This is a genomic window from Bdellovibrio sp. HCB185ZH (genome assembly GCF_047302455.1).
Classification (GTDB): Bacteria; Bdellovibrionota; Bdellovibrionia; order Bdellovibrionales; family Bdellovibrionaceae; genus Bdellovibrio.
This window is the reverse complement of record NZ_CP178624.1, coordinates 3,867,862-3,893,753: the sequence shown is the minus strand read 5'-3', so window position 1 is coordinate 3,893,753 and position 25,892 is coordinate 3,867,862. Positions and strand designations below refer to the sequence as shown.

General features: G+C 46.8%; 29 protein-coding genes. 11 read left to right on the top strand and 18 right to left on the bottom strand.

Translation table 11 applies throughout. The features are described 5' to 3' along the window. Positions 1 to 96 precede the first annotated feature (96 nt). Together ACLSU7_RS18890 and ACLSU7_RS18885 are read left to right on the top strand one after the other, a co-directional pair. A complete protein-coding gene (locus ACLSU7_RS18890; protein WP_413293452.1) occupies positions 97 to 792 on the top strand; it encodes an FAD-binding oxidoreductase in 696 nt (231 codons plus the stop codon). 13 nt (positions 793 to 805) lie between these two features. Beyond that, positions 806 to 1,702 carry a DMT family transporter gene (locus ACLSU7_RS18885; protein ID WP_413293451.1) on the top strand — a complete coding sequence of 299 codons (897 nt, stop codon included), beginning with the start codon at positions 806 to 808 and terminating at the stop codon, positions 1,700 to 1,702. Here the strand turns inward: ACLSU7_RS18885 and ACLSU7_RS18880 are convergent. The 7 genes from ACLSU7_RS18880 to folE2 all read right to left on the bottom strand — a co-directional run bounded on the left by ACLSU7_RS18880 (position 1,641) and on the right by folE2 (position 9,064). After that, complete coding sequence (locus tag ACLSU7_RS18880) at positions 1,641 to 2,675, bottom strand: DUF475 domain-containing protein (protein ID WP_413293450.1); 1,035 nt, start codon at positions 2,673 to 2,675, stop codon at positions 1,641 to 1,643. The genes ACLSU7_RS18885 and ACLSU7_RS18880 overlap by 62 nt on opposite strands. A 14-nt stretch (positions 2,676 to 2,689) precedes the next feature. After that, positions 2,690 to 5,290 (bottom strand): excinuclease ABC subunit UvrA, encoded by a 2,601-nt coding sequence (gene uvrA / locus ACLSU7_RS18875; RefSeq protein ID WP_413293449.1) that lies wholly within the window; start codon positions 5,288 to 5,290, stop codon positions 2,690 to 2,692. Positions 5,291 to 5,469: 179 nt separating this feature from the next. Then, positions 5,470 to 5,934, bottom strand: coding sequence for a hypothetical protein (locus ACLSU7_RS18870; protein WP_413293448.1), 465 nt, complete (start codon positions 5,932 to 5,934; stop codon positions 5,470 to 5,472). Positions 5,935 to 6,188: 254 nt separating this feature from the next. Beyond that, on the bottom strand, positions 6,189 to 6,434 hold the full coding sequence (locus ACLSU7_RS18865) for a hypothetical protein (protein WP_413293447.1): 246 nt from the start codon (positions 6,432 to 6,434) through the stop codon (positions 6,189 to 6,191). Positions 6,435 to 6,538: 104 nt separating this feature from the next. After that, positions 6,539 to 7,204 (bottom strand): hypothetical protein, encoded by a 666-nt coding sequence (locus ACLSU7_RS18860; RefSeq protein ID WP_413293446.1) that lies wholly within the window; start codon positions 7,202 to 7,204, stop codon positions 6,539 to 6,541. Between the two features lie 364 nt (positions 7,205 to 7,568). Beyond that, positions 7,569 to 8,069, bottom strand: coding sequence for a Fur family transcriptional regulator (locus ACLSU7_RS18855; RefSeq protein WP_413293445.1), 501 nt, complete (start codon positions 8,067 to 8,069; stop codon positions 7,569 to 7,571). A gap of 83 nt (positions 8,070 to 8,152) precedes the next feature. Next, complete coding sequence (folE2, locus tag ACLSU7_RS18850; protein WP_413293443.1) at positions 8,153 to 9,064, bottom strand: GTP cyclohydrolase FolE2; 912 nt, start codon at positions 9,062 to 9,064, stop codon at positions 8,153 to 8,155. A gap of 94 nt (positions 9,065 to 9,158) precedes the next feature. Here folE2 and ACLSU7_RS18845 point away from each other — a divergent pair, with 94 nt between their 5' ends. Continuing rightward, entirely contained in the window at positions 9,159 to 9,728 is a 570-nt protein-coding gene (locus ACLSU7_RS18845) for a Maf family protein (RefSeq protein WP_413293442.1), read from the top strand. Between the two features lie 44 nt (positions 9,729 to 9,772). Then, complete coding sequence (gene cdd, locus ACLSU7_RS18840) at positions 9,773 to 10,177, top strand: cytidine deaminase (protein WP_413293441.1); 405 nt, start codon at positions 9,773 to 9,775, stop codon at positions 10,175 to 10,177. A gap of 76 nt (positions 10,178 to 10,253) precedes the next feature. On the opposite strand, the gene ACLSU7_RS18835 is transcribed toward cdd, so the two are convergent. The 4 genes from ACLSU7_RS18835 to ACLSU7_RS18820 form a co-directional block, all read right to left on the bottom strand. After that, on the bottom strand, positions 10,254 to 10,649 hold the full coding sequence (locus tag ACLSU7_RS18835) for a hypothetical protein (RefSeq protein WP_413293440.1): 396 nt from the start codon (positions 10,647 to 10,649) through the stop codon (positions 10,254 to 10,256). 7 nt (positions 10,650 to 10,656) lie between these two features. Further along, positions 10,657 to 11,727 carry an endonuclease/exonuclease/phosphatase family protein gene (locus tag ACLSU7_RS18830; protein ID WP_413293439.1) on the bottom strand — a complete coding sequence of 357 codons (1,071 nt, stop codon included), beginning with the start codon at positions 11,725 to 11,727 and terminating at the stop codon, positions 10,657 to 10,659. Between the two features lie 194 nt (positions 11,728 to 11,921). Continuing rightward, a complete protein-coding gene (locus ACLSU7_RS18825; protein WP_413295440.1) occupies positions 11,922 to 12,479 on the bottom strand; it encodes a hypothetical protein in 558 nt (185 codons plus the stop codon). 85 nt (positions 12,480 to 12,564) lie between these two features. Then, on the bottom strand, positions 12,565 to 13,599 hold the full coding sequence (locus ACLSU7_RS18820) for a SurA N-terminal domain-containing protein (RefSeq protein WP_413293438.1): 1,035 nt from the start codon (positions 13,597 to 13,599) through the stop codon (positions 12,565 to 12,567). A 165-nt stretch (positions 13,600 to 13,764) separates the two neighbouring features. Here ACLSU7_RS18820 and mreC point away from each other — a divergent pair, with 165 nt between their 5' ends. The 4 genes from mreC to rodA are packed head-to-tail and all read left to right on the top strand — an operon-like array spanning position 13,765 to position 18,459. After that, entirely contained in the window at positions 13,765 to 14,802 is a 1,038-nt protein-coding gene (mreC, locus tag ACLSU7_RS18815) for a rod shape-determining protein MreC (RefSeq protein ID WP_413293437.1), read from the top strand. Next, positions 14,802 to 15,341, top strand: a complete 540-nt coding sequence (locus tag ACLSU7_RS18810) for a hypothetical protein (RefSeq protein WP_413293436.1) — start codon at positions 14,802 to 14,804, stop codon at positions 15,339 to 15,341. Before mreC ends, ACLSU7_RS18810 begins: the two co-directional genes overlap by 1 nt. Beyond that, positions 15,338 to 17,332, top strand: coding sequence for a penicillin-binding protein 2 (gene mrdA, locus ACLSU7_RS18805; RefSeq protein WP_413293435.1), 1,995 nt, complete (start codon positions 15,338 to 15,340; stop codon positions 17,330 to 17,332). Before ACLSU7_RS18810 ends, mrdA begins: the two co-directional genes overlap by 4 nt. A 2-nt stretch (positions 17,333 to 17,334) precedes the next feature. Then, positions 17,335 to 18,459: a rod shape-determining protein RodA gene (rodA, locus tag ACLSU7_RS18800; protein ID WP_413293434.1), complete on the top strand. Its 1,125-nt coding sequence runs from the start codon at positions 17,335 to 17,337 to the stop codon at positions 18,457 to 18,459. 66 nt (positions 18,460 to 18,525) lie between these two features. Here the strand turns inward: rodA and ACLSU7_RS18795 are convergent, their stop codons facing one another. After that, a complete protein-coding gene (locus ACLSU7_RS18795) occupies positions 18,526 to 18,762 on the bottom strand; it encodes a hypothetical protein (protein ID WP_413293433.1) in 237 nt (78 codons plus the stop codon). Between the two features lie 131 nt (positions 18,763 to 18,893). Here ACLSU7_RS18795 and ACLSU7_RS18790 point away from each other — a divergent pair, with 131 nt between their 5' ends. Then, the gene (locus ACLSU7_RS18790) at positions 18,894 to 19,205 is read left to right on the top strand and encodes a hypothetical protein (RefSeq protein ID WP_413293432.1); all 312 of its coding nucleotides are present in this window, start codon (positions 18,894 to 18,896) and stop codon (positions 19,203 to 19,205) included. A gap of 55 nt (positions 19,206 to 19,260) precedes the next feature. On the opposite strand, the gene ACLSU7_RS18785 is transcribed toward ACLSU7_RS18790, so the two are convergent. After that, positions 19,261 to 19,644, bottom strand: coding sequence for a hypothetical protein (locus ACLSU7_RS18785; RefSeq protein WP_413293431.1), 384 nt, complete (start codon positions 19,642 to 19,644; stop codon positions 19,261 to 19,263). A gap of 95 nt (positions 19,645 to 19,739) precedes the next feature. Beyond that, positions 19,740 to 20,123 carry a hypothetical protein gene (locus ACLSU7_RS18780; RefSeq protein ID WP_413293430.1) on the bottom strand — a complete coding sequence of 128 codons (384 nt, stop codon included), beginning with the start codon at positions 20,121 to 20,123 and terminating at the stop codon, positions 19,740 to 19,742. A 662-nt stretch (positions 20,124 to 20,785) separates the two neighbouring features. Between ACLSU7_RS18780 and ACLSU7_RS18775 the strand changes: the two genes are divergently transcribed. Next, positions 20,786 to 21,514 (top strand): lytic transglycosylase domain-containing protein, encoded by a 729-nt coding sequence (locus tag ACLSU7_RS18775; RefSeq protein ID WP_413293429.1) that lies wholly within the window; start codon positions 20,786 to 20,788, stop codon positions 21,512 to 21,514. Positions 21,515 to 21,587: 73 nt separating this feature from the next. On the opposite strand, the gene ACLSU7_RS18770 is transcribed toward ACLSU7_RS18775, so the two are convergent. The 4 genes from ACLSU7_RS18770 to ACLSU7_RS18755 form a co-directional block, all read right to left on the bottom strand. Continuing rightward, positions 21,588 to 22,310 carry a hypothetical protein gene (locus tag ACLSU7_RS18770; protein WP_413293428.1) on the bottom strand — a complete coding sequence of 241 codons (723 nt, stop codon included), beginning with the start codon at positions 22,308 to 22,310 and terminating at the stop codon, positions 21,588 to 21,590. 75 nt (positions 22,311 to 22,385) lie between these two features. Next, positions 22,386 to 23,060, bottom strand: a complete 675-nt coding sequence (locus ACLSU7_RS18765) for a hypothetical protein (RefSeq protein WP_413293427.1) — start codon at positions 23,058 to 23,060, stop codon at positions 22,386 to 22,388. A gap of 115 nt (positions 23,061 to 23,175) precedes the next feature. Beyond that, positions 23,176 to 23,502, bottom strand: coding sequence for a thioredoxin (trxA, locus tag ACLSU7_RS18760; protein WP_181604504.1), 327 nt, complete (start codon positions 23,500 to 23,502; stop codon positions 23,176 to 23,178). Between the two features lie 79 nt (positions 23,503 to 23,581). Beyond that, entirely contained in the window at positions 23,582 to 24,646 is a 1,065-nt protein-coding gene (locus tag ACLSU7_RS18755) for a hypothetical protein (RefSeq protein WP_413293426.1), read from the bottom strand. Between the two features lie 97 nt (positions 24,647 to 24,743). On the opposite strand from ACLSU7_RS18755, the gene lptF reads away from it, so the two are divergent. Continuing rightward, positions 24,744 to 25,850: an LPS export ABC transporter permease LptF gene (gene lptF, locus ACLSU7_RS18750; protein ID WP_413293425.1), complete on the top strand. Its 1,107-nt coding sequence runs from the start codon at positions 24,744 to 24,746 to the stop codon at positions 25,848 to 25,850. Positions 25,851 to 25,892: the final 42 nt, after the last annotated feature.

Below are 25,892 nucleotides of genomic sequence, written 5' to 3'. Positions count from 1 at the left end.
TAACAAGCTAAATTGTTGGACTGTCTGGGAATTTCGGATTATGAATGGCCCTTATCTCAAGGAGAAATGATGTCTTCAGCGCGCAAAATTTATCACATGAAAGTCGAACAAATCATCGACCACACACCTTCAGTTCGCGAACTGGTGTTGAAAACGGATGATCCCGCAGAGTTTGCGTTTAAAGCTGGACAATTTGTAATGTTAAATGTTCCACAAGGCGAAGCGAAACCCGTTTTGCGCGCCTACTCTATCGCCTCAGATGACCGAATCAAGAATGGCTTCAGACTCCTTTTCAAATACGTCGATAACGGTGTGGCCTCGACTTTTGTTTGGAACTTGAAGGGCGGCGAAATGCTGAACTTCACGGGCCCCTTCGGAAAAGTTTTCTTCCAAGAGCCACCGACAGAACAAATTGTTTTCTTGAATACCGGCACCGGTCTTTCTCAACACATCTGTTATTTGCTCTCTAAAAAAGAACAGTATCCAAATTTGAAATACCGCCTGCTGTTCGGTGTTCGTACAGAAAAAGACATGTACTACCAACCGGAATTGGAAGCGCTGGCTAAAGAACTTCCTGATTTCAAATGGGAGTTTGTGTTGAGCCGTCCGCAAGATTCTTGGACCGGCAAAAAAGGTTACATCCAAAACTTTATCTCGGAATACGATTACAAAAATATTCCAACGACATTCTACATGTGCGGCAACGGCGGTATGATCAAAGAAGTAAAACACCAATTGATCGAAATCGACGGCATCGACAAATCCCGTATCTGGTCTGAAGCCTTCGACTAGGTTTGCGATTTAGGTGACCACCAAAAACAAAGCCGCTATTGAACTGATCATTGCCGGAGCCCTGTGGGGTTTCGGCTTTGTCGCAACGGTCTTTGCCTTGCGTGCCTTCACTCCAGCGGAAACACTGGTTTACCGCTTTTTGATTGCCTCAGCCTTTGGGGAATTGATTTACCTGTGCGTTCGAAAGCCAGGTCTTCCTTCCATGAAATCGGATTTCAAACGCGCACTGCCTGCAGGATTTTTTCTGGGCAGTTTGATGATTTTGCAAACCATTGGATTGCAGCATACGACCGCGACAAAAAGCGGCTTCATCACCAGTCTTTATGTTATTTTAGTTCCACTGATTAACACGCTCGTATTCCGCGCGCGCAGCAGTTTAGTAAATTACGGACTCGCGGTATTGGCCTTGGTGGGAACTTTTATTTTGATGGATGCCAATATCACTGACATCAATGTCGGGGATCTTTGGACTCTGGCCTGCTCGGTGATGGCGGCTTGTCACATTATTTACATTGGCCGCGTGTCCAATAAAGTCGATAACGCCTTTCGCTTTAATAATTTCCAATCGATCTGGTCGTTGCTATTGCTATCCCCGCTTTTGCTGACCCAGCAAAGTATCAATCTGACAGCGGATTGGACAGCGTGGATGGGAGTTGTGATTTTAGGAATGGGATCCAGTGTGATCGCGTTCTCTATTCAGATTCGCGCGCAAAAGACTTTATCAGACGCGACGGCCAGTATGATCTTCCTGTTGGAATCGCCGTTCGCTGCTTTGTTTGGATTCTTGCTCTTACAAGAGCGCCTGTCCTGGTTTCAAGGAATCGGCGCTCTGATAATTATGGCAGCTTCTATTCTGCAGATTCTGTGGGACCCTTCTTCAAAGACCACAGAAACGCAACCGCAAGGATAAGAGCACCGGAAAGGCCCGTCACCCATTCAGGGATGTGTACGAACGGCGCGGTCAGCATCACCAAAGCCAAGACCCAGATCGCATAGAAAGCACCATGCTCAAGGTAAGCGAATTTCGCCAGGGCTTCTTTTTCAACAAACATGATCGTAAGACTTCGTACAAAGAATGCACCGATTGATAAACCAATCATAATAATGAACAAGTTATGTGTGATTGCAAATGCTCCCACGACGCCGTCAAAACTGAAAGAGGCATCTAGAACTTCTAGGTAAAGGAAGCTTGCTGCACTCGCCTTGTGAACATTGTGCATAGTTTCCTCGGAAGCTTCCATGAAAGCGCCAATGCCATCCACTGCCACGAACACGATCAAACCTGCCAAACCTGATTTAAGGAACGCATAGGATTCCGCCTGCTGAGGCATGAAGTGGGCAATCGTAATCAAGATAACCAAGGCCAAACCGATTTCGATCGCTTCCACGCGACCCAAGAACGCAAAGGGTTTTTCCAAGGGAGCCAACCAGTGCTCGATTTTCTCGGCGTCAAAGAAGAAACGCAACGCCACCATCAAAAGGAAAGTGCCACCGAAGGCCGCCACTTCCAAATGAGCTGCCAGCATGAGTTTCGCATACTCGTCGGGACGAGTGGCTGCCATCACCAAAGCTTCCCATGGATTGATGCTTGCCATGACACTCACGATTCCCAACGGGAAAACCAAGCGCATACCAAACACCGCAATCAACATCCCCCACGTCAAGAAGCGATGACGCCACACCGGCGTCATGTCTTTAAGAATCGTGGCGTTAACGATCGCATTATCGAAAGACAAAGAGATTTCAAGAACTGCGAGCACCGCTGCGATGAACAAAGCTTCAAGCCCTGCCGCCGTTGTACCGCCATAAAATTGACCGACAAAGAAAGAGCCGATCAAACCAAGAATTGTAATTGCAATGGAACCCGTAAAGTATTTTAGCATCCCTTGAATTGATTCTATTTAAGGATCTTTTTCAAGAACTTTCCGGTTTCGCTTTCTTTAACTTTTGTTACATCTTCAGGAGAGCCCGTCGCAACAATACGCCCGCCGTGTTTTCCGCCGTCAGGTCCCAGATCGATCACATGATCCGCGGTTTTAACGACCTCCATGGCGTGCTCAATTACCAGAACGGTATTACCCTGATCTGCCAATTCTTGCAGCAACTCCACAAGTTTTCTGACGTCGTCAAAGTGCAGACCCGTCGTTGGCTCATCCAGAATGTAAAGTGTTTTACCAGTGCCGCGGCGAGAAAGTTCTTTGGAAAGTTTCACCCGCTGCGCTTCCCCACCTGAAAGGGTTGTCGAGCTTTGCCCCAGAGTCATGTAATCCAAGCCCACGCGGTGGAGTGTTTCGAGTTTACGATAAATCTGACTGTGGTTTTTAAAGAAATCCAAAGCCTCGCCCACGTTCATATCCAAAACATCAGAAATAGATTTTTCTTTGTATTTGATATTCAACGTTTCGCGGTTGTAGCGCTTACCCATGCAGGTGTCGCAGGTCACAAAGACGTCACTTAAGAAGTGCATCTCGACGCGGATTTGTCCATGTCCCATGCAAGTCTCACAGCGCCCGCCTTTGACGTTGAAACTGAAACGACCGGGTTCATAACCCCGAAGTTTTGAATCCGGCAGATTCGCAAACAAATCCCGAATCATCGGGAATAAGCCCACATACGTCGCCGGAGTCGAACGCGGCGTACGGCCGATCGGTCTTTGATTGATATCAATGACTTTATCGATCTTATCCAAACCTTCGACTTTTTTATAAGGCGATGGCTCAGCCAGGGCTTTATAAAATTTCTTAGCCAAAATTTTGTATAACGTATCGATGATTAATGTCGATTTTCCAGAACCCGAAACACCCGTCACAGCGGTCAATGTACCGAGAGGAATTTTTAGATTCACATTCTGAAGGTTATTTCCAGTAGCCCCAATCAGCTCTAAGAATTGCCCATTGCCCGGACGACGCTGCTTAGGAACTGGGATGCGCACTTCGCCTTTCAGATATTTTCCTGTCAGGGAGTTTGGATTTTTCTCTAATTCCTCAGGCGTACCTTGGGCCATTTTTTCGCCGCCCAAGCGTCCTGCACGAGGTCCTAAGTCGACAACGAAATCAGCATAGCGAATCGTGTCTTCATCGTGCTCCACCAGCAGGATTGTATTTCCGCGATCTTTCAACTCCCCGATAATATCCAGCAAGCGATGGTGATCCCGCGGATGAAGACCGATACTTGGCTCGTCCATCACATAAAGAACACCAATCAGGGAAGAACCTAATTGCGAAGCCAAACGGATACGTTGTGCTTCTCCACCAGAAAGAGTGCGGGAAGAACGATTCATGGAAAGATAACTCGTGCCCACGCGGATCATATAATCCAGACGATCACAAATCTGCTTGGTGATTTTTTCGGCAACGAGGCTGTCTTTCTTGCTCCATTTGATCTCGCATACGAAATCACGCAAGTCCGCGGCACTCATCAAAGCCATATCCGAAATCGTTTTATTTGCGACTTTGATATTTAAAGCTTCGGGTCTAAGACGTGAGCCATGGCAATCAGGACAATCATGAAGGACCATGTCGTCGCCTTCTTCTTCATCCTCGTCAGAAGTTTTTTTACCTTTGTATTTGTAAACAACTTTGTCGAGCTTTTTGCCACCGACTTCGCCGTCAGAGAAAGTTTCCTCTTCGACCAAATCTAAAGTGCCTAAGCCATTACAAGTCTGACAAGCTCCACGCGGATTATTGAAACTGAACATACGTGGTTCAATTTCAGGAAAGCTGTAGCCGCAAATAGGACAAGCCGAATGCAAAGAGTAGTTCGTGCGATTGCCATCCAGGGTTTCAATGATCACGCGACCGTTCGCCATGGACAAAGCCGTGTTGATGCTTTCGCTTAAGCGATGTTTCAAAGTGTCTTTAAGGATCAATTGATCGATGACCAGATCGATATCATGGGTTTTGGTTTTCGCAAGCTTGGTGGCTTTATCCAGGTCGATCATTTTTCCATCGACTTTGGCTTTCACGAAACCTTTTTTAGCCCAGCGTTGGAATTCTGCTAAGAACTCCCCTTTTTTTCCGGAAGCCATGGGAGCTAAGACATAAAACTTGGCGCCCTGACCTTTTTTCGTAACTTCATCAATAATCTGCTGCGGAGTTTGACTGCTTACGGGAATATGATGTGTAGGACATTCAGGCACGCCGACTTTTGCATAAAGCAGACGAAGGAAGTCGTAAATTTCTGTGACCGTACCCACGGTCGAGCGTGGATTTGTGCTGACCGATTTTTGATCAATCGCAATTGCTGGAGACAACCCCGTGATGGAATCCACTTCTGGTTTTTTTAGTTGCTCTAAGAAATTACGAGCATAAGCCGAGAGACTTTCCACATAGCGACGTTGCCCCTCAGCATAGACCGTATCAAACGCCAGAGATGATTTTCCAGAACCACTGAGCCCCGTAAAAACGGTGATCTTGTTCCTGGGAATAGTCACACTGACATTCTTAAGATTATGCTCTTTGGCGCCTTTTACTATGATTCCATCTTCTGCTTGCGACATAGCCTGACAGTGTACGCCTGATAAATGCCCGGGACAACTCTCTGGCCCAACGCCTTGGCGCATCACAAGGTACGGCCTTACCTGCGAGGAAAGGACGTAACTTTTCTTGCAAACGGCAATAAAAAAGGGCCGCCTGCAGGCGACCCTTTTGTGAATTATCGAATTTTAGCTCGTGAGTCCTAAGCTTTTGGAGCTGCTGCGCCTTTGCCTTTTTTAGCAGCCATTTCTTCAGGAGACATGCCCCATGGAGAACCACCTTTTTTATCGCCACCGCGACCGCCGCCTTGACCACGACCTTTACCACCACGGCCACCTTTAGCGTTTCCTTCTTCAGCAACAACTGGTTTTGCAGTCGCTACGAATTCTGGAACATAGTGGAAAGCTTCCACTTGAACCGCTTTTGCCGGAGCTTTTTCGCCTTCATTCAAGCTCATAACAACAACGCGCTTCAAAGTGTTGTTATTGTTCTGAGCAACAACCTCAAGAGCATTTACGAAATGAGTTAGTTTTTCGCCTTCGAATTTAAAAGTTTCGGCAAGCGCTGTTTGAATTTCTTCTGCTGCTTTACCTTCACCAGCCAATGCTGCTTTCGCTGCCAAGCCTTTGTTCAAAGTAAAGTAATTGAATTCTGTAACTGATTTCATAGGACCCTCTCGGTTTGATTTGTCGCCATCATGGTCAAACCCTGGGGTTCCGTCAATGAATTGAGGATTTTTGGCCAATTCCGTCAGGATTAGGCTATTCCGACACGGAATTGAGGACTCAACTCTGTATTACCACCCTATCTGAATGAAAAACCGCGAGGCTCGAGAAAAGGCACCGTCCTTACCTCATAAGCAAGGACCTACCTTTTCCAAATAGGATATGCCTATTCCTGCTATTGTTTGCTGAAGAACACCTACTCTTTTACGAGAGTGTAGTAGGCAGAGAGGCCGTCAGATCCGATGACGGAAACAATCTTATAACCGCGATTCAAAAGATCTTGAAGAACGGCTGTTCGATTAATAGTTTTTATTGGATCTGCGATGATGCTTTTTCCATCACAAGTATGGTAGTTGTTCCCCAACGTACAAACGCTGGCGGCGAATGCTTGTGTGGAAGTGATAACAATAGCCGCAGCTAGAAACATCTTTGCTAATTTCATGAAATTCTCCCTTTTAAGTTTTTGAAAATCCCATTAGCAACAGCTGTGCCAGAAAATTTGGAGTCAAATTAGCCCCAAAACAAAAAGGGAAGCCGAAGCTCCCCTTAATTCAAGTAATCCATCAGAATCTGATAGTGTTGATTTAAGATGACTGACTCGTCGTGAGTTCCGCCTTTATCAGGATGAAAAACCCGGGCGAGAACTTTTTTAGCGTTCTTAAGCGATTCTTCGTCCAAGGCATTTTCCATCGGAAAACCATTCACCGAGAAGAACTCAAAGGCAGCGTTCACATCCTGAGAGAATGTTGTTCCCTTAGAGACTTTGCTAGAAATGCCTTTGGCTTTGTTTTTAATTTCCTGGCGCTGAGCTTTGGCGCGCTCTTTTTGTTTTTGATATTGGATCTTTTTGAATTCCGCCTGCTTGGCTTTGAAGGGTGACTCCACCACTTCAAACAATGATCCTTTTTCGATATTGGTTTTGGAATCTAAAAAATCAGGATGTTTTTTCTCGGTCTGCAAAAGAACAGCCCAAATATGTTTGCAGAAAGTCCCCTTCGCCGCAGAACTGCACATGCAATCCACCGCGAACGAAGAACTTGCGATACTTTCCGCAACAAACAAAACCTTCACCGGCTTTGAAGCCTTCACATAACCTTCGATACGAGCATCGCCGGCCACAGATAGCACCGCCAAGCCCGCCGCAAAATCCTCACGACCTTGCTTGCGCACTTCCGGTTTAAAAAAATGTTCGTAAAGTTTTCCGACTGACAAAAACTGGATCCTTTTCAAAGTCTCACTACCAAGTCATGCAACTTGGCAGCCATTCCCGATAAGAAGTCTATGCACATCCCGAAAATCAAACAACCGCAACCCGTCTCCACGCAACGCAGAACCGCAGCGGTTCCGCACCGCATATCAAAAAACCGGCAGGCGCCTTTTAAAAAAGCGGACCTTCCCAAAGGAAGAAGCCAAAAAAGCGCCTTTCCCGAAGGGAAACAGCCAGCAATAAATGTGAAACAAGAACCGCTCAAAAGCGGCCAGATGCAAGGCGGAGGGTATGCGCTGCCACGCAGGCGTACTCAAAGTACGCCGAAGAGCAAGTGCATGCCCGACAACGCAGTCAGATGGTTGCTTTTCAGCGGTTCGCCTTAGCTTGGCACTCAGGGCACACGCCGTAAAGTTCCAGGATGTGGTGAGTAAGGGCGAAGCCGAATTGGTTCGCGACTTTTTCTTGAAGTTGCTCGATGGCGCGGTTTTCGAATTCGCAGATCTTGCTGCATTTTACGCAGGTCAAATGGTCATGGTGACCTTTAGGAGTAAGTTCATAACGAGCTGGCAAACCGCCCATGCGCACTTCTGTTACGAAAGCGCCTTCAGTCAATGTGCGAAGGAAGCGGTAAACAGTCGCGAAACCGATTTCAGGATGGTCCTTTGCCAATTTTTCGTAAAGCTCTTGAGCTGTGACGTGGCGGCGGCCTTCATGAAGAGTTTTAAGGATCGCCATACGCTGGCTTGTGACTTTCAGATTCAAAGCACGGATGATCTTTTTAAGTTCCGCCTCATCAAATGGATCGTGATGGATCACGATATCTTCATCATGTTGGCGTGGTAAAAGTGGTACTGAATCTCGTCCCATGTGCAGTGGCTCCTAGATCCCTGATTTATAGGACGCCCCTGGGGTCAAAGTCCAATATTCTGACAATGATTATCAGTTAGATTTCAAAATGTGCGTAATTTTTTCCCGGCAGAAATATGAGATACCGCGTTGTGCGGGTGCAAACTCTCGACATGGCTGAATTCCGCCACGTAATCCAGAATATCCCTCTCATTATCCAAGGCTTCTTTCGCACGACGGGCTGCGTCCTCGCAGAACATCAAATTCTGACCATTGCGGAGTGCAAACTCCTGCTCGTCTTCACGTTTCACCGCACCTTGAACGGCCGTCTGCAAAGCTTCCTCGATCACATCGATGATTTTAGCGTAGTTATAGTTCGGACCGACTTCGATTTTCACGCGAGCAAAACTGCGTTGCGCATGCGGAGTCGCAACGATCCCTTGGGTCGTTCCCAACCACTGGTGAACAACGTCAAAATCCAAGGACTCACTGCCAAACTGTTGTTTGAAATTGTCTTGGATCAACTGGCGAGAAAGGGCCGCAGAGGCAGGACAAGTGGAAGAGTAAGTGATGACCGCTTCCACATAGTACTTCTTAACACCGTTTTCGTTGAACGCAGAAAGAACCACTGGGTATGAGCGCCATGCTTGATTCGCACTCTTCAAAGCTTTACGAACCAGGGGAGCTTCGAATTGCACTTGCACCAAAGCTTGAGTGGAGAGGTCCTCGTGAGTTTTCAAAAACTCGTCTGTTGCCTGACCTAAAAGGCCCAGGGACATTTCATTTTTAGAAAGCGTTTCCTGAGTGATCAAATACAAGCGCGACATGTGAATGCCACGGGAAGGTTTTTTATCAAGGCTGACTTTCGCATCGGCGCGCGCGGGAATGCGGTACACACCGTCTGCTTGTTTCAGCATAATGGGAAGTTCGATGGAACCCATACCCACCCAGTCAATGGGAGCGAATTTTTCTGTATGAGTTTCTTTAGCGACGTCTGGCAGATGTTTGTTCGTCATAGTTCAACCTTATCGATCAGCGTTCTACCGCAAAATCCCTGTAAAGACTCTGTTTTTATAGTTTTTACAGCGGAATTGAAATATAACCGATAACATGAAAAAGCAACTGATCCTGGCTTCAACTTCCAAATACAGACAAGAACTTCTCTCTCGTTTAGCTGTGCCTTTTACTGCTCAACCACCTGCTATCGACGAAGATAAGCACAAAGATCCGTCGCTGGCTCCCCGCGCCCTGGCTGAACGCTTAGCCTTCCTTAAAGCCGCAAGCCTTAAAGGCGAAGGCAAAGTCGTGATTGGTGGAGATCAGCTGGTGTCTTTTGAGGGCCGTATCATTGGCAAAGCGCACACCCGCGAAAAAGCCATTGAGCAACTAATGAGCATGCAGGGGAAAACCCACGAACTTGTGACCGCCATTTGCGTTTTTGACGGCGAAAAAGCCATCCCCTACACCGACATCACCCGCATGCATATGAAGGCAATGAGTCGTGAACAGATCGAACACTATGTCGATTTGGACATGCCGACGGACTGCGCAGGGAGCTATAAGATCGAAAAGCACGGAATCATGCTGTTTTCCAAAATTGAATCCCAAGATTTTACGGCGATCCAAGGATTACCCTTGATTGAACTGTCAAAATTATTAGAGACTTGTAGTCCGCTTTAAGCCGAACATTTTGGCTTGGCCCTTGCGAACTTGAGGAGTCATCTATGAACGACATGCAAAAGAAACTATTCGATGCTGCTGCTGTAGCCCAAAAACGCGCCCACGCCCCTTACTCTAATGCCCATATCGGTGCGGCAGTGTTGATGGCTGACGGTCAAATTTTTAATGGCTGCAATGTTGAAAACGCTTCCTTCGGTGGAACAGTTTGCGCTGAACGTGTCGCGATCTTTAAAGCTGTCAGCGAGGGCGCTTCAAAACAAGTTAAGGAAGTGATGGTTATCAGTGATGCCGACAAACCATGGCCGCCGTGCGGATTCTGCCGCCAAGTGATCGCAGAGTTCGGCACTGAAGAGACGATGATCTATACTGCAAATCTGACTGGCAAAATGAAAACCTTCAAATTTGGAGAGATCTTCCCGGAAGCTTTCACTCCAAAACATATGGACTAGCTGGTTGAACTTCGCCTTTCGCCGAAGTAAAAACAAAAGAGCCCGGTTCTCACCGGGCTTTTTTTTATTCGCAAATTTAGTCAATTAAATCACAGCCACCGTAAACAATGACTTCGTCTTGGACTGTTTTTAAAAGGCCAGAGTTTCTGTACGTGACACCGGTATTTTCATCACGACCGGGCTTACCGAAAGCCACTTCCAGGATCATGTCGTCTTCAGTAGCTCCGGAAACCTTCATGGAAAGCGCACCGTCTTTAACGTAAGACTCCGTAATGTGCCCCATCTCCCCAGGTGTTGTATAGTGCTCATAAGTGACCATATCCCCCACCTGTCCGATAGTTTCACCCTTGGCCAAAACAACCATGCGGATCGTTGGGTCCGTGAATAGACAGATCAGTGTTGGTTTTCCTGCATGGGCAGAAACTGCGAACAAAGAAACAAACAAAGATGCAAATACGGAAAGAAGTTTCATTTAAAGCCTATCTGTACTGAACAAAGTAATTATAGAAATCACCTTGCTGAACTTGGATTTGGTATTTCATCACTTGAAGCTCTTTGATGTAAGGAGCTAAGTCACGATCCCCATAGTTTGTCAGGATCTGTTCAGCTTGAGCCAGTAACTGCATCGTTCTTTCGCGGTATAAGTACCATTGCTCAGCTGTCAAAATACCATCGCCGTCAGCGATTTTAAAATGAACGCGAAGTCCATAGTGATCAGACAACGGCTCTTTCAACGGACCACGCATATTAATTTCGCCAGCCACGGCTTTGATGCGGGTATCTGCGCCCCCGGCATTAGAAACAAAAATATAATCGAGGATATGATCACCCGGCATCCAACTGTGAGGGTTGTTTGAGCAGTAAGTGCAATACCCCGGAGGATAAGTTCCGCCCAAAGTATCTTGGAAGGAGTCGTGAAGTCCCATTAACGCCATCATCAGCTCACGCTCGAATGACTTTTCGTTCGCGTTAAAGTCCCCAGACATCAGCATTTTTAAATTTGGATTGCGCAAACGCCAGTTCGCCATATCGATAATTTGCGTAATGCGGATCTCTGTGCTGGTCGGATGCAAATGAGTGTTCACGAAATAAAAATCTTCACTCATCTCAGGCAAGCGAGCTTGTACGATATGAAAAGCTTTTTTCACACCGAAGGTCTCGCGGATCTCGTCCAAGAAACCACCCAGATTGTTGATGTTGAAATCAAACGTCCAAGTGGCTTTGATATCGCCATCAAACATTGACATCACACCGATACGGTTGTCACGATTTGGAGAACTGATGTGGTAAGAGCTACCAACTGCGCTTTCGATTTGGTCGATATTGGAAGCGTTCCAAACTTCTTGAAGCTGAACCACGCGACAACGGGGTACGGCTTTTAAAAGTGAACCGATCCAATCCATGCGCTCGGTCGTATTGGGCGCATAAAGCGGACCATACGCATTGAAGTTTTGCATACAGAATTCTTGGGACGGTGCCGCCACCATCGCCATTTCTGCCGATGCCGCCGCTGTCGACAAAAAGATCAATAAGCCCAGAATTGTTCTCATGAACACCCCTCAACATCCTGAAGTTATTCCATTTTGGAAGACCCAAAATATGCTCACGACTTCCTGTCTGAATCGACAAAAATGCACTTTGTCATTTACTCTGACAATCGCTAATTTTTACAGAAGACAGTCTAAAGCAATTGGTTAGAACTGGCGTAAACTAAAAGTTCTGACTTGTGCGAATGTAATGAGATTTAGAGAGTGATTTTGTATTCTTTGGACAAATTATGAAGGTTAATTTCCGCCAGGAAACTGCCACTGTCCAGCTCCCCGCCTTTATGCAGGGCTAACTTTGCCTGTAACTCTTCAAAATTTTTAGCGACCAGATTCTTTAAAATCTTAAAGCCTTCATGAGCAAAATCCGTTTCGCAATCTTGGGTTCTTAACCACACGAATTCGACCTTGCACAATGAAGCATCTTCGGGCGCTGCCAAAAATCCTTCCAGATAATGGGAGTGTTTAACCATCATCTCGACAGGCGATTGCAGATGATTCCAAGAAAATCCCCAACCGCGCTCTTCGCGGAAATCCAAGCTGATGAGCTCTGCATCTTCATCAACGGCATGACCGGTTAGGTTCAGTCTTGTCACCGCCAAAATTTCGGCGAAGGCATGACTCAAACTATCGGATTCGGACGTAAAGACTGTTTGCTCGAGGTCTTTTTTAAGTTCTGAAAGCCATTGATCGACCAGAACCAAGTTAACGCTCATCCCAGACAGCGGATTGATCTCTTTGGAGAATCCCGCAGCCACCTTAAACAAAAAGCCCCGTCTTGCGGACGAGGCTGATTGAAGTACTATTGAAATGGGAATTTCACGTACGAATTGCAACACGCAATTACATTTCCATGATTTGCTTGTTCATTGTGACGTGGGAGTTTTTACGGAATTGGTTCACCCAAGCTTCGAACATGCCATCGCCACGACGTTTTTGAGTCATTTCAAGAACATTCGGCTCAAGAGCTTTGCCCGCTTCCATTTTCGTGTCTTTAAGCTTCAACACGTATTTCTGATTTCCATCACGAACGATGCGTTTCAACAAAGGTTGAGCTTTCGTCAGTTCAAAAATGGATTCAGTCGCAACACGGCTTGTGATTTTAGGGAATTGGTCAGCACCAATCTCAACCAAACCAGTTTCTTCCCAGCCCGCTTTCATTTCTTTTAGCTGAGCGTTCACTGCAGCTTCGTCACCTTTTGCCAAAGCTTCATCCAAAGCTTTGATAGCGGCTTCCGCTTTTTCCTTTGTCATCGCTTTGATCAAAGCCTCTTCGTCAATTTTCACGAAAGACACGTTGATTTTGCCACCACGAAGCTCCTGCATTTTGCCTAACTCTGCAGCAGAAGTACGGTTCGCGATCTCAAACAAGTGACGCGTGCGGATATTAGAGATGTCTTTTCTGATTTTTTGCTCGAAGTTGCCAGCAGAAGTACGGCTGTTTTCTAGGTAGCTTTTGTAGAATTCACGCTGGAACTGTCCATTCTGTTGGAAGAACGGAACATCCTTCATGATGAAGTCTGCAACTTCTTGGTCTGTTGCCAAAATGCCTGCCTTTTGCGCAGCTTGGGAAACAAGCTCCATACGCACCAAGTTTTCGATCGCTTGCTGGCGAAGCAGTTGACGCTGAGAGCTAAAGTCCATCTGGCTTCCGAAGATGTTTTTATAGTATTCCGCAACGCGGTTTTCCTCATTCTGGAAGTCGGCAATTGAGATCAAAGTGTTGTTAACCTGCGCCGCAGAACCCACGCCCATCCCCAATTTCCCAGGGGCGCCCATGAATACGAATGTAAGAATGATAGCACCGAAAAGAACGATCGCTGTGATGCTCTTTGCAGAGAGCTTTCTTTTCATTTTATCTGCCAAATTTTCGTTCATAAAAAATCCTTCCTAAAACAAACTTCAAAACAAGCCGCTTCATTACCCAACTATTTTTATTATTTTTCAAGGGGAAATTGTTGAATTTCTCAACTCCTTTGATAGCGTTGGAAAGTATTAGGTAGGTGACATTTGAACTTTTTCAACTTTGATCTCAAAAAACTTGTGCTCATCGGAATCGTTTTGGCTTTGCCACTCATTTCCATCAACATGCAGCAACGCCCTCAAGAATCCCATTGGTTGGTGAAACCATTCAGCATGTTAGGTAGCGCCGTGTCCGAAACATTCTATGGCTTCAGCCACGGGGTCAAGGACACCACAGCAATGTACTTGGACTTGATTAACATCAAGAAACAAAGCGAGCAATTGCACAGCACGAATAACGAATTGCAAAGTCGCTTGAACTCCATGAACGAGCTGCAAGTTGAAAATGATCGCCTGCGTGGATTGCTTGAGTTCAAACAACAAACGAAAATGAAACTGACTTCGGCACAAGTTATCGGCCGAGACCTGGTGATTGATCACAACACCATCACGATCAACAAAGGGACTCAAGATGGTTTGAAAAGCGGCATGGCAGTGATCACAACTGCCGGTGTTCTGGGTTACATCTTTAAACCCGAGCCCTTCACGGCCCACGTGATGTTGATCACGGATCGTTATGCTGTGGTGGATGGTATCGTTCAACGTACTCGCGCCCATGGTATCGTTGAAGGCAAAAGCCAAACCAGCTGTGCCCTTAAATATGTGGAGCGTACTGAAGACGTCAAAGAAGGCGACCTGGTTGTGACTGGTGGCTTGGACAACATCTTCCCTAAAGGCTTCCCGGTTGCGATCGTGGAATCCGTGGAAAGAAAGACCTTCAGCGTTTCTTTGAAAGTGGATTTGCGCCCGGTTGTGGATCCGTACAAAGTCGAAGAAGTTTTCATCATCGTGGATTCCTCCAAAGAAGATTTTGGTGATAAATATGCGCCGCAAGCGGCGACCGGTGTTGAAGGAGCCGTTCCTAATGCAACTCCTGGTACCGAAGCTCCCCCTGTGAACCAGGCGTCTCCGACACACACACCTACTTTGGCAAAGCCCGCAACGACGGGAGCAGCACCGGCTGCTTCTCCTGCTGCTTCTTCGGCGGTAACGCCAAAAGCGACACCTAAAGAAACTCCGAAAGCATCCCCTGCAACGAAGCCTCAGGAGAATCCGTAGTGAAAATCCGCTGGAATGCGACTTTAAACTTTTTAATTTTCCTGGCCGTTTTGCTGGTTGTGGCTGGTTTTCAGACGACGCTGTGGTTTCAGTTCTTTGGAAATGCAGCACCGGCGCCACTTTTATGGCTGAACCTGATTGTATATATGACCCTTTATCGCAAACCTTATCCGGCGATCTTTACGATTTACGCGATGGGCGCGATTCTGCTAATATTTACAGCAATGCCTCTCAAGATGATGCTCTTTTCACTCTTGATCTTGTTCGTCCTTGTCTACGGAATTAAAAGCCGCGTTTTCTGGAGTGGTTCTGGTTACTACACTATTATGTGTGGGTTTTCAGCAGTGGCTTATCATTTGATTTATTTCTGTCTATCGATGGTACTGGAAAAAAATCCTGCAAGCTTTGAGTTTGTGGACCGTCTGGTGCAGATGATTTTGACGCCGGTTTTTGCTCTGCCAATGTATTGGGTGCTGGCAAAAATCGACAAAGTGACGACAGACGAGTTTGTGCATGAGCCCGGAGGATTTGATCTATGAGTACTTACGTCAGTAATCCGGATGAGGCTAAGGAATATCAAAGCCGGTACAGACTGTTCTATATATTGATTGCGTTCACGTTTAGCATCTTCACGATGCGTTTGTGGTATTTGCAAATCATTTCCGGAAACGAACTTCGTGAGTTCTCGGAAAAAAATCGTATCAAACAAAATAAAATCACGGCTCCCCGTGGCTTGATGCTCGACCGTGACGGAAAAGTTCTGGTGGAAAATCTGCCAGGCTTTGAAGTTTTGCTGACACCTCAATACATCGAGGATTTGCAATCTTTGGCGGGAACTATCGGCCCGATCCTGGGAATGGAACCCGATAAGGTCGTTCAAAAAGTTCAAAAGAGTCGCAAACAAAACGGTCCTTTCGCGCAAATTCGTTTGAAAGAGAACTTAAGCCGCGAGGAAGTATTCCGTTTGAAACGTGTGCGTCTGGATACTCCGGGACTTGAGATCCGTGAATCCATCGTTCGCTACTACCCGCTGAAAGAAAACGGCGCTCAGCTGTTTGGTTACGTAGGTGAGATTTCGAAGCGTCAGATTCCTATCTTTAATGACCTTTATAAGAACTTCCTGAAGTTCGATCAGGGTGACATCGTCGGTAAGAGTGGCTTGGAAGAAACTTTGGAACGCGACATCCGCGGCACCGATGGTATCTCTTTCATTCAGGTCGATGCCCACGGTCGTGAAGCTGTGACCCAAACTCCAAATATTTACGGCGAGCAAATCCGCGATCAGGTACCTGTGCATGGTAATAACGCGGTTCTAACCATCGATCGTGATATTCAGGAAGCAGCTTACAAAGCGTTCAACGTCACTGGTGTCGATAACCGTGGTCACATCGGTGGTATCATGGTGATGAAAACCAACGGGGAAGTTTTGGCGTGGGTCTCTGCTCCATCGTTTGATCCGAATGAGTTTTCAACGGGTATCTCGCCGCAAACGTGGTCGCGCCTGATCAATGATCCGTTCAAGCCCCTTCGTAATAAAATCATCCAAGACCACAACCCTCCGGGTTCGACATTTAAACCCTTGGTGGCGGTGGCGGCATTGAGTGAAAAAGTCATCACTCCAACAACGATCGTGGCAGCACCGGGTGTGTTTTTCTTTGGTCGTCGTCCCTACCATGATGCCTTGAAACAAGGTCACGGTAACATCACGATCTATCAGGCGATCGAAGAGTCTTCGAACGTGTTCTTTTATAAAATGGGTATCGCTCTGGGTGTTGATAAGATGTATGACTACATCAACCCGATGGGTATCGGTCAAAAAACGGGCGTAGAGCTTTCCCGCGAGGTTTCCGGTATCATGCCGAACTCTGCCTGGAAGAAAGCAACCGTTGGTGAAGAATGGCAGCCGGGTGAAAACTTGAGCACGGCCATCGGTCAGGGTTTCGTGACTGTGACACCGATTTCTATGGCGATTGCTTACAACGCGATTGCCACGGAAGGTAAAGTCGTAAAGCCATTCATCATCCGCAAAGTGCTTGATCAAGATGGTAAAGTTTTGCGCGAAAACTTCCCGCAAGTCGTACGTGACCTGCAACAACCCCAACCAAACGGAATCAAAATCACGCCTGAAACTTTCAAGGTCGTGAAAGAAGGTATGCGTTTGGTGGCCAACGGTAACAAGGGTACAGCCCGTTACTGGAAAGTTCCTGGCGTTGAGTTCGCAGGTAAAACTGGTACTGCCCAGGTGATGGGTTTCTCGGCGGATCAAATCCATGCGAGCTGTACGGCGCGCCCGATTCACATGCGACATCACGGTTGGTTCGTATCTTATGCGCCCGCTGAAAACCCAGAAATCGTCATTGCGATTCTGGCCGAGCACTCCTGCCACGGTAATACGGGCGGCGTGCCTATCGCGCGTGATATCTACAATGCTTACTTCCAGAAATATCATCCAGACGTCATTGCTAATGCGATTAAAAACAAAGGCGTGAAAAAGAAAGTCGAAGCTGCGACTACGAGTGAGGGAGAATAATCGTGTTAAATTCATTACACGTCGAAGAGAGAACACTCTTTAAAAAACTCGACATTAACTTTATCGTGGTGATCCTGGGATTGAACATCATTGGTTTGATCAATCTGTACAGCGCCACTCACGGTCCAAGCTCGGTTGACGTTTCAAATCTATTTATTTCTCAGATCATGTGGTTGGTTGTGGGCTGGATCGTCTTCCTGGTCATGACCATCCTGGATTATGCGATCGTGACCCGTATCGCCTTGATCATTTACGTCTTAAATCTGGGTGCGATTCTGTACGTAACGTTCTTTGGTAAAATTGCTTTAGGTGCGCAACGTTGGATCGACCTGGGGTTCTTCAGATACCAACCATCTGAAACCATGAAGCTTGCCTTGATCATGTTGATGGCAAAAATCCTTTCCACAAAGTCCACTCACGGACAAGGCATGGGATTTAAAGAAATGGTCGGACCTTTGTTCGTTCTGGGAGTTCCGTTTGTTCTAGTTGTTGAACAGCCTGACTTGGGAACTGCGATGATGCTCGCTGCAATCGGTGGGTCCATGGTCCTTTTCACCAAGGTGAGACGTTGGATTGTGGTGACAGCTATCGCTGCGGGAATCGTAGCTTTGCCGATTGCTTGGAAATTCGTCCTGCATGACTATCAAAAAAATCGTATCTTGACGTTCCTTTCGCCAACGAACGACCCGCGTGGTACAGGTTACAACTCGATCCAATCCAAGATTGCCGTGGGTTCAGGTCGTTTCTTTGGTAAAGGCTTTATGAAAGGAACTCAGTCTCAACTTGAATTCCTTCCAGAGCGTCACACAGACTTTATTTATTCTGTTCTTTCTGAAGAGCACGGCTTTGTCGGGTCGCTTTTAGTGATGGGTTTATTCTGTTATCTGTTCATCACAGGAATTCGTATCGCCACCAATGCGAGGGATAAGTTTGGAGCCCTCCTCTCGGTCGGGGTCCTTTGTTACGTCTTCTGGCATATGTTCGTGAACATGGGGATGGTTATCGGACTTTTACCAATCGTAGGTGTCCCTTTACCGCTCCTATCATACGGTGGATCCAGCATGCTAACCACCATGGCCGGCCTGGGACTCGTCTCCTCCGTCGCCTACCGCAGATACCTATTCTAGAAAAAAAAGGCTTCGAGAAATCGAAGCCTTTTTTTTGGCGCCTGCCGGTTTTGTACAACCTACGCATTAATAGTGATTAATTCGAACACGGTGACCTTCGCTATCGATAACTTCCGAAAGCTGGCCAGCGGGGCCTTGCACCGGACTGTTCCAATCGTCTATCTTAGTGCTTCCCTCTTTGCGATTGGGATTTACTATCAAGCCTGGGGACTCAAATTGTGATGACTGATAGGGCTCTTCGAAATCCGACTCGTTTTCAAAACCAGAGAAGTTAAAATCTGTGGGCACTTGTTGCTTAGGCATGTGCTACCTCCCATATGATCTTTTAAGTCTAACCTATCCACCACTCACAATCAGAGAAATGCAATTTAGCACTGGCCTCGCGAATGGTTTTTTCCCGGATTAGAATAAAACCATCACAATCGAGAGTCCCCATGACATTGCATATCCGTTTTTACGACGATTTGAATATGTTTTTGCCGCAGGTGTATCGCTATCGCGAGATCACATTTCAAAGCTTTCAAAGCTCAACAATCAAAGAGGTCATTGAGTCCCTGAACGTACCGCTTTCCGTGGTGGATTTGATCTTGGTGAATGGGGAAAGTGCGCCGATCACTTACGCCGTAAAAGAAAATGATCGTATCAATGTTTACCCGTTTTTTGAAGAAATCGAAGTCGGTTCCGAGTTCAGCCATACCGAAGCAAACCGAGCCCCCGCAAAATCCGCCAGATTTTTGGCAGGCTAAAACAAAAAAGCCACGCGAGACACGTGGCTTTCAACACTCATTTTGTATAGAAAAATTATTCGATGTTTTTACAAGTCATGCTGGACAAGATCAATTGACCTTCAGTGGAAGATCTTAGATCAGCCGTTGCTGCGATCTTGGCACCCGTGTGTTGTGCATACACTTGCAAAGTGTCGTTGCCGCTTTTTTCACATTTATATTGAGATGTGCGACCGGTGTCATAATCAGCCGACTCACGAACACAATTGAACTGATAAGGAGTCGTATCCTTGCCAGTTTTCCAAATCGCGATGTGAGTGGAATCCGAACCTTCGGCTTCGTGTACATGCATGCCATAAGCCGCATGACCATCTTCACGAACTTCTTTGCTAGTGCAAAGGAACGACGCTTGTGCCGACGTCGCAATCAACATAAGGGAAGCAACATAAAGTGATTTCATAGGCCATCTCCTGTTTCTACAAATATTGAAACTCCAGAAATGGCCTCTGACTACGAAAAAAGCCTCTTACAACGCAAGAGGACGAGCTACCGACTCTACTCGATAGATTTGCAGTACATACCAGACAAGATCAATTGTCCTGCAGAAGATCTCAAATCCGCAGTCGCAGAGATCTTAGGACCTGACTTCTGAGCGTACACTTGAAGAGTTTTGTCGCCATTAGCCTGGCATTTGTACTGAGAAGTACGGCCGTTGCCATATTCCATAGCTTCACGAACACACTCAAATTGATCAGCATCATTAGCGTGCCCCGTAGCCCAGATAGCAATTTGCACATGAGTGTTCACAGTTTCAGACTCACTCACAGTCATACCATAAGCCGGTTTTCCATCATCACGAAGCTCTTTGCTAGAGCAAAGAAAAGAAGCGTGCGCACTCGAAGCGATCATCAAAAGGGAAGCAATCAAAACAGATTTCATAGGCCATCTCCTAGTTCGAAAATTGATTCCGGCAGAGCCAGAGAATTAAATAATGAACGGCCAGAGATAGCCTATGAGGGTAAAAAAATCCATCCAACGAAAAGTCTTCCAGTAATTTTCACCCGACTCCTTAACTTTTGTGACGAGGCCCAGCCGCACCGCACACGTAATCAGGACCTGGCACCTATCCGAAGGCGAGTCCGCAAAGCGGACAAGCCAGTCCCCCATCTCCCCAGCGAGTCAGCCAAAGGCTGACAAGCCAGTCCGCAACTAAATGCAGTACAAGGATTGGTGTCTCAAATTAAGGATTGATGGCGCATGCGTGCACGAAGTCGACCTCCGTCGGCGCATGGATGCGCGAACCGCCGAAGGCGGCGACGGTGAGCCCGGATGGCGTGTCGACGAAGCTGCACGCAGGCGACAGCAAGCCTTAATTTGAGACACCAAGCCGTGTTCCGAGCAAGAACGTTCCAGAGTGAGAAGTCGCTCCATTTTGGCTAACTAATGAACTGACAGTGTCGACAGATTGGTTGACAGTGCCTACCTCACATTCGTCCATGTTCCATCTGAAAGACGCCTCATTCAAAGACTCGAACAAATTCACAGACTTAACCAGTTGGCCCGCCCCCTGCACTAGTACCTAGATAACAGGAGGACGGGATATGAAAACGAAACATCTCAAATCAACACTCGCTTTAGTTACCGCCACTCTAGTCATGGTTCTTTTCAACAACTTTGAATATGTGAACTGGAGCAAAATCTTAAAGCTGCCAGTAATCGAAACGGTGAATGAAGCTTCACGCGTTGCCCATGCCAAAGAGTTGTTGGGAGGCCGCTATAAAGGTTCAGCCGCTCAAAAAATCGAAGGCCGCGTGGCTTTGAATTTGATGATCTATAAAAAGGTTCAAGGCTATCTTGAGCCGCAATGGAAAAACCGCGCAGGCGATATTTCCAGCGCTATCATCTCTGAATCTGACAAGTTCAACTTGGATCCAGTATTCGTGATGGCGATCATTAAAACAGAGAGCACATTCAATCCACTGACTGTGGGTAGCTTTGGCGAAATCGGCTTGATGCAAATCAAACCTGATACAGCTCAATGGATCGCGAACAAATACGGCATTCCTTGGAAAGGTAAGAAAACTCTTACGAACCCCGTGACGAATATCCGTATCGGTGCGGCTTACATGGACTACCTTCGTAAGCAGTTCCCAGGTAAAGCGAACAAATACGTGAGCGCTTACAACATGGGTCCTAAAAACGTTCGCCGCTTGCTGGCTCAAAACGTGATGCCTGAGGAGTACAACGGCCGTGTGATGAAGAACTACAAAGACTTCTACACAGGCTTGGCTGATGCTCCAACAATTCAAACGACAGTTGCTACGAACTAAAATTCAAACAGTCTAAAAACAAAAAGCCCTGGTTCATCACCAGGGCTTCTTTCATTTTTCGATTCAGTAAAACTTATGGAAGCGCAGAAAGTTCCGCGCGAACGCGTTCTTTAGATTCCTCGCGACGGCTGACGTAATTCAGGATTTTGATCGCGCTGATCACACCCACCACATTGTCATCCATGTCATAGATCGGAGAAAGATAAAGAGGCTTCATTGTCAGAACCATTTTATCAAACCCAAAGTTCTCTGTCACAAGATGAACCGGGATGATGTTTTCAACATTCGTGTGAACCAAAGTTCCATTCGTTGTTGCTTCCTGGAATTGCAAGTACTTGTCTGTGATGGACTGATCACGGCTGAAAAGCTCATACCAAGGAATTGAAACCAGCTCATCCAAAGAGTAACTGCAGCAGTCCATCAAAGAAATACTGCGGAAGGTTTGATGGCCTTCCGTGTTTACAACTTCAAAACTTGTTTCGTCGTCGACAGAAGAAAAGAAATCAGGATGCGTTTTCAAACGAAACGCACTCAAGAAGCGCCACAAGAACTGCTTGTCAGAGATGCGCTCACCCGTGGAGTGCATCTGGAAAAACTCCACCCATTCTGCCAACGCGTTTGCAATCGGCGCTTGCGCTTCTAAAGGCAAACGGTCGAAAGCCAAGCCAGGATAATCACCTTTGATCGAACGTGGCTTTTCAAGAAGAGCATGGAATTGCAGCAAAGACTCGCGGTACAACTCGCGAGCCGGGTTTGATTCGGGAAGATTTTCAGAATTCAAAATATTTTCAAGCATATATGCACCTAAATCATTTCTACCACGAAAGCTGAGCAAAGCAAACAATCTCCCCCAAGATGATAACTAATGCAATCAGCCCTGGGCGGGGTTTAAACTCTCACATTTAAGGATTTTAAAGGCATGAATCGCCCCGACAACCGCACCCGTCACATCATACACAGGTGATAAGTACATAGGTTTGAGGGTGGTTGCCAGTTGGTCGAACCCTGAAATTTCAACAACTTCATGCTCTCGGATCAAACCTGGCAGATCGGTATGAGTCAAAGTCCCATCGGTAATGGTGGCTTGAAGTTGAATGTAGTCGCGGGTGATATCCCCGTCTCGACGATAGAGATTCGGCCAGGGAACAGAAATCACTTCATCCAGTGTGTAGCTGCAGACCGACATAAAAGACAGGCTGCGAAAGGTTTGTAAGCCCGCGCGGTTGATCACTTCGAGGCAGGTTTCATCGTCGATTTTAGAAAAGAAATCACCATCGGGCTTTAAGCGAAAGGCTCCCAAGAAACGCCACAAGAGCTGTTTGTCAGAAACAGATTTGGCAGGTGCCGCATTCATCGAGAAAAACTCCACCCATTCTTGCAACGCTTGCAGAACCGGTGCTTTATAAAGCGCGGGAAGGCTATCAAAAGCATACCCGGGATAAGCGCCCTTCAGCTTGTGACTGTCCCCTAGCAAATCAGCAAACTTCTTTAAGGCTGTTTCATAGGCTTCTGTGGAGGCGGATGTGACTTCAGACAATGACTTCATGGAACAAGCGTAGCGAAAACTGCTGAGGATGTCGAATTATCCGCAAAAAAAAGAGGGAACTTGAAAAAGCTCCCTCTTTTCGAATTTTAACTTTTTTAAACAAGCCTGTGTGGGCTTATGTATTTTTCGTCAAGAAATCAACGATAGCGTCTTTTGGGTGGTTACCAACTAGTTGGCCCACTTCGCTGCCGCCTTTGAATAGCAACATCGCAGGAATGCCGCGAATACCGTATTTAGAAGGAGTCGCAGGATTTTCATCCACGTTCACTTTTACGATTTTCACTTTACCTGACAACTCAGTCGCCACTTCCTCTAGCTTTGGAGCCAATGCACGGCAAGGACCGCACCACTCTGCCCAGAAATCCACAAGAACTGGAGTTGAGGAATTCAAAACTTCTGTTTCAAAAGAACCGTCTGTTACTGCTGTTGTATTTACGCCCATAGAGGCCTCCGTATTAGAACAAATTACCATACTTAATTTGAGAACGGAAAAGATATAGTCAAGGTCCCCTAAGGAGCAATCACTTTTTGAAAAGGGCTTTTGTGAATTGTTGGCGCAACTTATCGAGATCGTTAATGGATTCCTTGTCCCACTCTGACGCGATGTCTAGCTGGCGTTTACGGGATTCCACACGGGTGATTGTGCTAACTGGAGCGACTTTCACATCCGACACCAGGTTTGCGTATTTTTTCATTCGTTCCGCAAGCTTAGCGGTGGCTTTTTCAAGTTCTTGGCGAGCCTTAGACGGTGGAGCTTCGGGTGGAGCGGCCTCTTCCTTGCCTTTCACCGTCTTAGCATCTGCGGCTGGAGCAGCTGCTCCGGACACATTTTCAACCTTCTCAACTTCAGGTGCACCGCCTCCAAGAAGTTCTCTTTCCAGGGCTTTTAAGTCCACATCCGGGAAGGCGACTTCTTCAGGCGCTGACTCTGCCTGTGATTCCGTGTCGGCCGCTTGAAACTTAGCCCCGATTTTAAAGCGCGGAGTTTCTTTTTCATCTTCGTTATTTAGCGTAAACTCTGCACCCTCACCTTGAGGTTCTTGATCGATATTAAAGCCCATTCCCGGAGGAGTTTTTCCGCCCTCTTCAGGAGAAGTACCTTTCACAAAGATGGCTTCATTTTCGGTGGTAAATTTACCTTGCGCTGCCGCAGGCGAAAGCGGTTTCGCAGCGGGGCTTTCCAGATGACTGGCTTTATTTAACTTCTCAAGCAAGGCGCTTTCATCCTGCCCTAATAATTTGGCAAGGACCTGCACAATGCGAAGGGGTGCCACCGGGGCTTCCAAAATCATATCGACGCGAAGTTTGATCAAATCTTGAGGACTTGGTTTGAAACCTGCCGGAAAAATCAGCACGGCTTTTCCGCCCCAACGACTCATCTCTTTCAAACGCTTGCCGACTCCCAAAGAGGAGACCTTGGCTCCTTTTCCGGAACCGATCACCACATCAGGGTTGAAGCTAATAATTTGATCAGAGACGGCGTACTCACTCGATAGTCCAATGACATCAAAACCCACTTTTTTCAAAGTCGATTCAACGCTCATAAGATCAGCGTAGTCTTCATACACCAGAAGAACCTTGCTCATATCCTTCTATTGTCAGATATGCGGAGCTTTCGGTCAAACCACAGACTGGACGATGGGCGCGATGACTTACGATTTCCGCCCTACTACAATGAACCCCATGTTCAGTATCTTTAATGGCAAGAAAGCCGTGCAGTACATTTTTTTCGAGATGCTACCAAGTTTCGTCCTCGGTCTTTTGGTTTTCATTTCCATCATCCTGATGTTCCAGGTTTTGCGTCTGACAGAGTTCGCCCTTGTCCACGGCGTGGCGATCAAAACCATCGGCGAAATCGTCGGTTACGTCGTGATCTCACTTTTACCGGTGCTGTTCCCAATGGCTTTGCTTTTTTCGGTGCTGCTCACCTACGGCCGTTTAAGTCAGGATTCTGAAATCGTGGCGATGAAAGCATCAGGTTTGGCGATGGGAACTTTGATCATCCCGGCTTTGCTTTTGGCTTTGATCGTCGGCATTGTCTCTGCACAGATGTCTTTTGTAATTGCTCCGTGGGGCAATCGTCAGTTCGAGGTTTTGTTCACTCGCCTAGCAAACACAAAAGCCACTGCCGTAATCAAAGAAGGAACGTTTGCAGAGGGTTTCTTTGACATGGTGGTTTACGCCAACGAAGTGGACTCTAAAAACGGCAAACTTCGTAAAGTCTTTATCTATGACGAGAAAAACGGCGATGTGCCGTTGACTGTCATCGCCAAAGAAGGAAGCTTGCTGCCCGATCCTGAGCGTCCGGGTCAGGAAGTTTTGTTGCGCTTGCAGAATGGTGAAATCCACCGCCAGACGAAAACTCACACGAAGATCAGCTTTAATACCTACGATGTCCATTTCTCTGAACCGGACCAATATGAAGAGCGCGCGAAGTCCCCGCCTTCATTAACGTTAGAAGAAGTTAAAAACCGTCTGAAACAAGATTTCAAAGATCCGGAAGAACGTCGCATTATGGAGACGGAACTTCACAAACGCTGGGCGATTTCTATTCTTTGCGTGGTGTTTGCGTTGATTGGTGTGGGCCTAGGCACGACGACCAATCGGCGCGCGGCGAAGGCTGGCGGTATGATTCTTTGTATCGGTATTATTATTTTCTATTGGGTTCTTTATGTCGCAGCAGAAGGTGCAGCACGTAACGGCTCACTCCCTGTCGTCATTGCTATCTGGGCACCAAATATTATTTTTGGTGGTATTGCGCTTCAATCATTAAGAAAAAATTGGAATTAAAAGAGATCGTTTCGACTGGAGGTTGGGGCGGTCTTAAAATAA

What these genes read in the sequence shown, in the direction of transcription:
- ACLSU7_RS18890 (WP_413293452.1), top strand. Translation starts at nt 97, where the DNA reads ATGAAAGTCGAACAAATCATCGACCACACACCTTCAGTTCGCGAACTG.
- ACLSU7_RS18880 (WP_413293450.1), bottom strand. Translation starts at nt 2,675, where the DNA reads ATGCTAAAATACTTTACGGGTTCCATTGCAATTACAATTCTTGGTTTG.
- uvrA (WP_413293449.1), bottom strand. Translation starts at nt 5,290, where the DNA reads ATGTCGCAAGCAGAAGATGGAATCATAGTAAAAGGCGCCAAAGAGCAT.
- ACLSU7_RS18870 (WP_413293448.1), bottom strand. Translation starts at nt 5,934, where the DNA reads ATGAAATCAGTTACAGAATTCAATTACTTTACTTTGAACAAAGGCTTG.
- ACLSU7_RS18865 (WP_413293447.1), bottom strand. Translation starts at nt 6,434, where the DNA reads ATGAAATTAGCAAAGATGTTTCTAGCTGCGGCTATTGTTATCACTTCC.
- ACLSU7_RS18855 (WP_413293445.1), bottom strand. Translation starts at nt 8,069, where the DNA reads ATGGGACGAGATTCAGTACCACTTTTACCACGCCAACATGATGAAGAT.
- folE2 (WP_413293443.1), bottom strand. Translation starts at nt 9,064, where the DNA reads ATGACGAACAAACATCTGCCAGACGTCGCTAAAGAAACTCATACAGAA.
- ACLSU7_RS18845 (WP_413293442.1), top strand. Translation starts at nt 9,159, where the DNA reads ATGAAAAAGCAACTGATCCTGGCTTCAACTTCCAAATACAGACAAGAA.
- cdd (WP_413293441.1), top strand. Translation starts at nt 9,773, where the DNA reads ATGAACGACATGCAAAAGAAACTATTCGATGCTGCTGCTGTAGCCCAA.
- ACLSU7_RS18835 (WP_413293440.1), bottom strand. Translation starts at nt 10,649, where the DNA reads ATGAAACTTCTTTCCGTATTTGCATCTTTGTTTGTTTCTTTGTTCGCA.
- ACLSU7_RS18830 (WP_413293439.1), bottom strand. Translation starts at nt 11,727, where the DNA reads ATGAGAACAATTCTGGGCTTATTGATCTTTTTGTCGACAGCGGCGGCA.
- ACLSU7_RS18820 (WP_413293438.1), bottom strand. Translation starts at nt 13,599, where the DNA reads ATGAACGAAAATTTGGCAGATAAAATGAAAAGAAAGCTCTCTGCAAAG.
- mrdA (WP_413293435.1), top strand. Translation starts at nt 15,338, where the DNA reads ATGAGTACTTACGTCAGTAATCCGGATGAGGCTAAGGAATATCAAAGC.
- ACLSU7_RS18795 (WP_413293433.1), bottom strand. Translation starts at nt 18,762, where the DNA reads ATGCCTAAGCAACAAGTGCCCACAGATTTTAACTTCTCTGGTTTTGAA.
- ACLSU7_RS18790 (WP_413293432.1), top strand. Translation starts at nt 18,894, where the DNA reads ATGACATTGCATATCCGTTTTTACGACGATTTGAATATGTTTTTGCCG.
- ACLSU7_RS18785 (WP_413293431.1), bottom strand. Translation starts at nt 19,644, where the DNA reads ATGAAATCACTTTATGTTGCTTCCCTTATGTTGATTGCGACGTCGGCA.
- ACLSU7_RS18780 (WP_413293430.1), bottom strand. Translation starts at nt 20,123, where the DNA reads ATGAAATCTGTTTTGATTGCTTCCCTTTTGATGATCGCTTCGAGTGCG.
- ACLSU7_RS18775 (WP_413293429.1), top strand. Translation starts at nt 20,786, where the DNA reads ATGAAAACGAAACATCTCAAATCAACACTCGCTTTAGTTACCGCCACT.
- ACLSU7_RS18770 (WP_413293428.1), bottom strand. Translation starts at nt 22,310, where the DNA reads ATGCTTGAAAATATTTTGAATTCTGAAAATCTTCCCGAATCAAACCCG.
- ACLSU7_RS18765 (WP_413293427.1), bottom strand. Translation starts at nt 23,060, where the DNA reads ATGAAGTCATTGTCTGAAGTCACATCCGCCTCCACAGAAGCCTATGAA.
- trxA (WP_181604504.1), bottom strand. Translation starts at nt 23,502, where the DNA reads ATGGGCGTAAATACAACAGCAGTAACAGACGGTTCTTTTGAAACAGAA.
- ACLSU7_RS18755 (WP_413293426.1), bottom strand. Translation starts at nt 24,646, where the DNA reads ATGAGCAAGGTTCTTCTGGTGTATGAAGACTACGCTGATCTTATGAGC.
- lptF (WP_413293425.1), top strand. Translation starts at nt 24,744, where the DNA reads ATGTTCAGTATCTTTAATGGCAAGAAAGCCGTGCAGTACATTTTTTTC.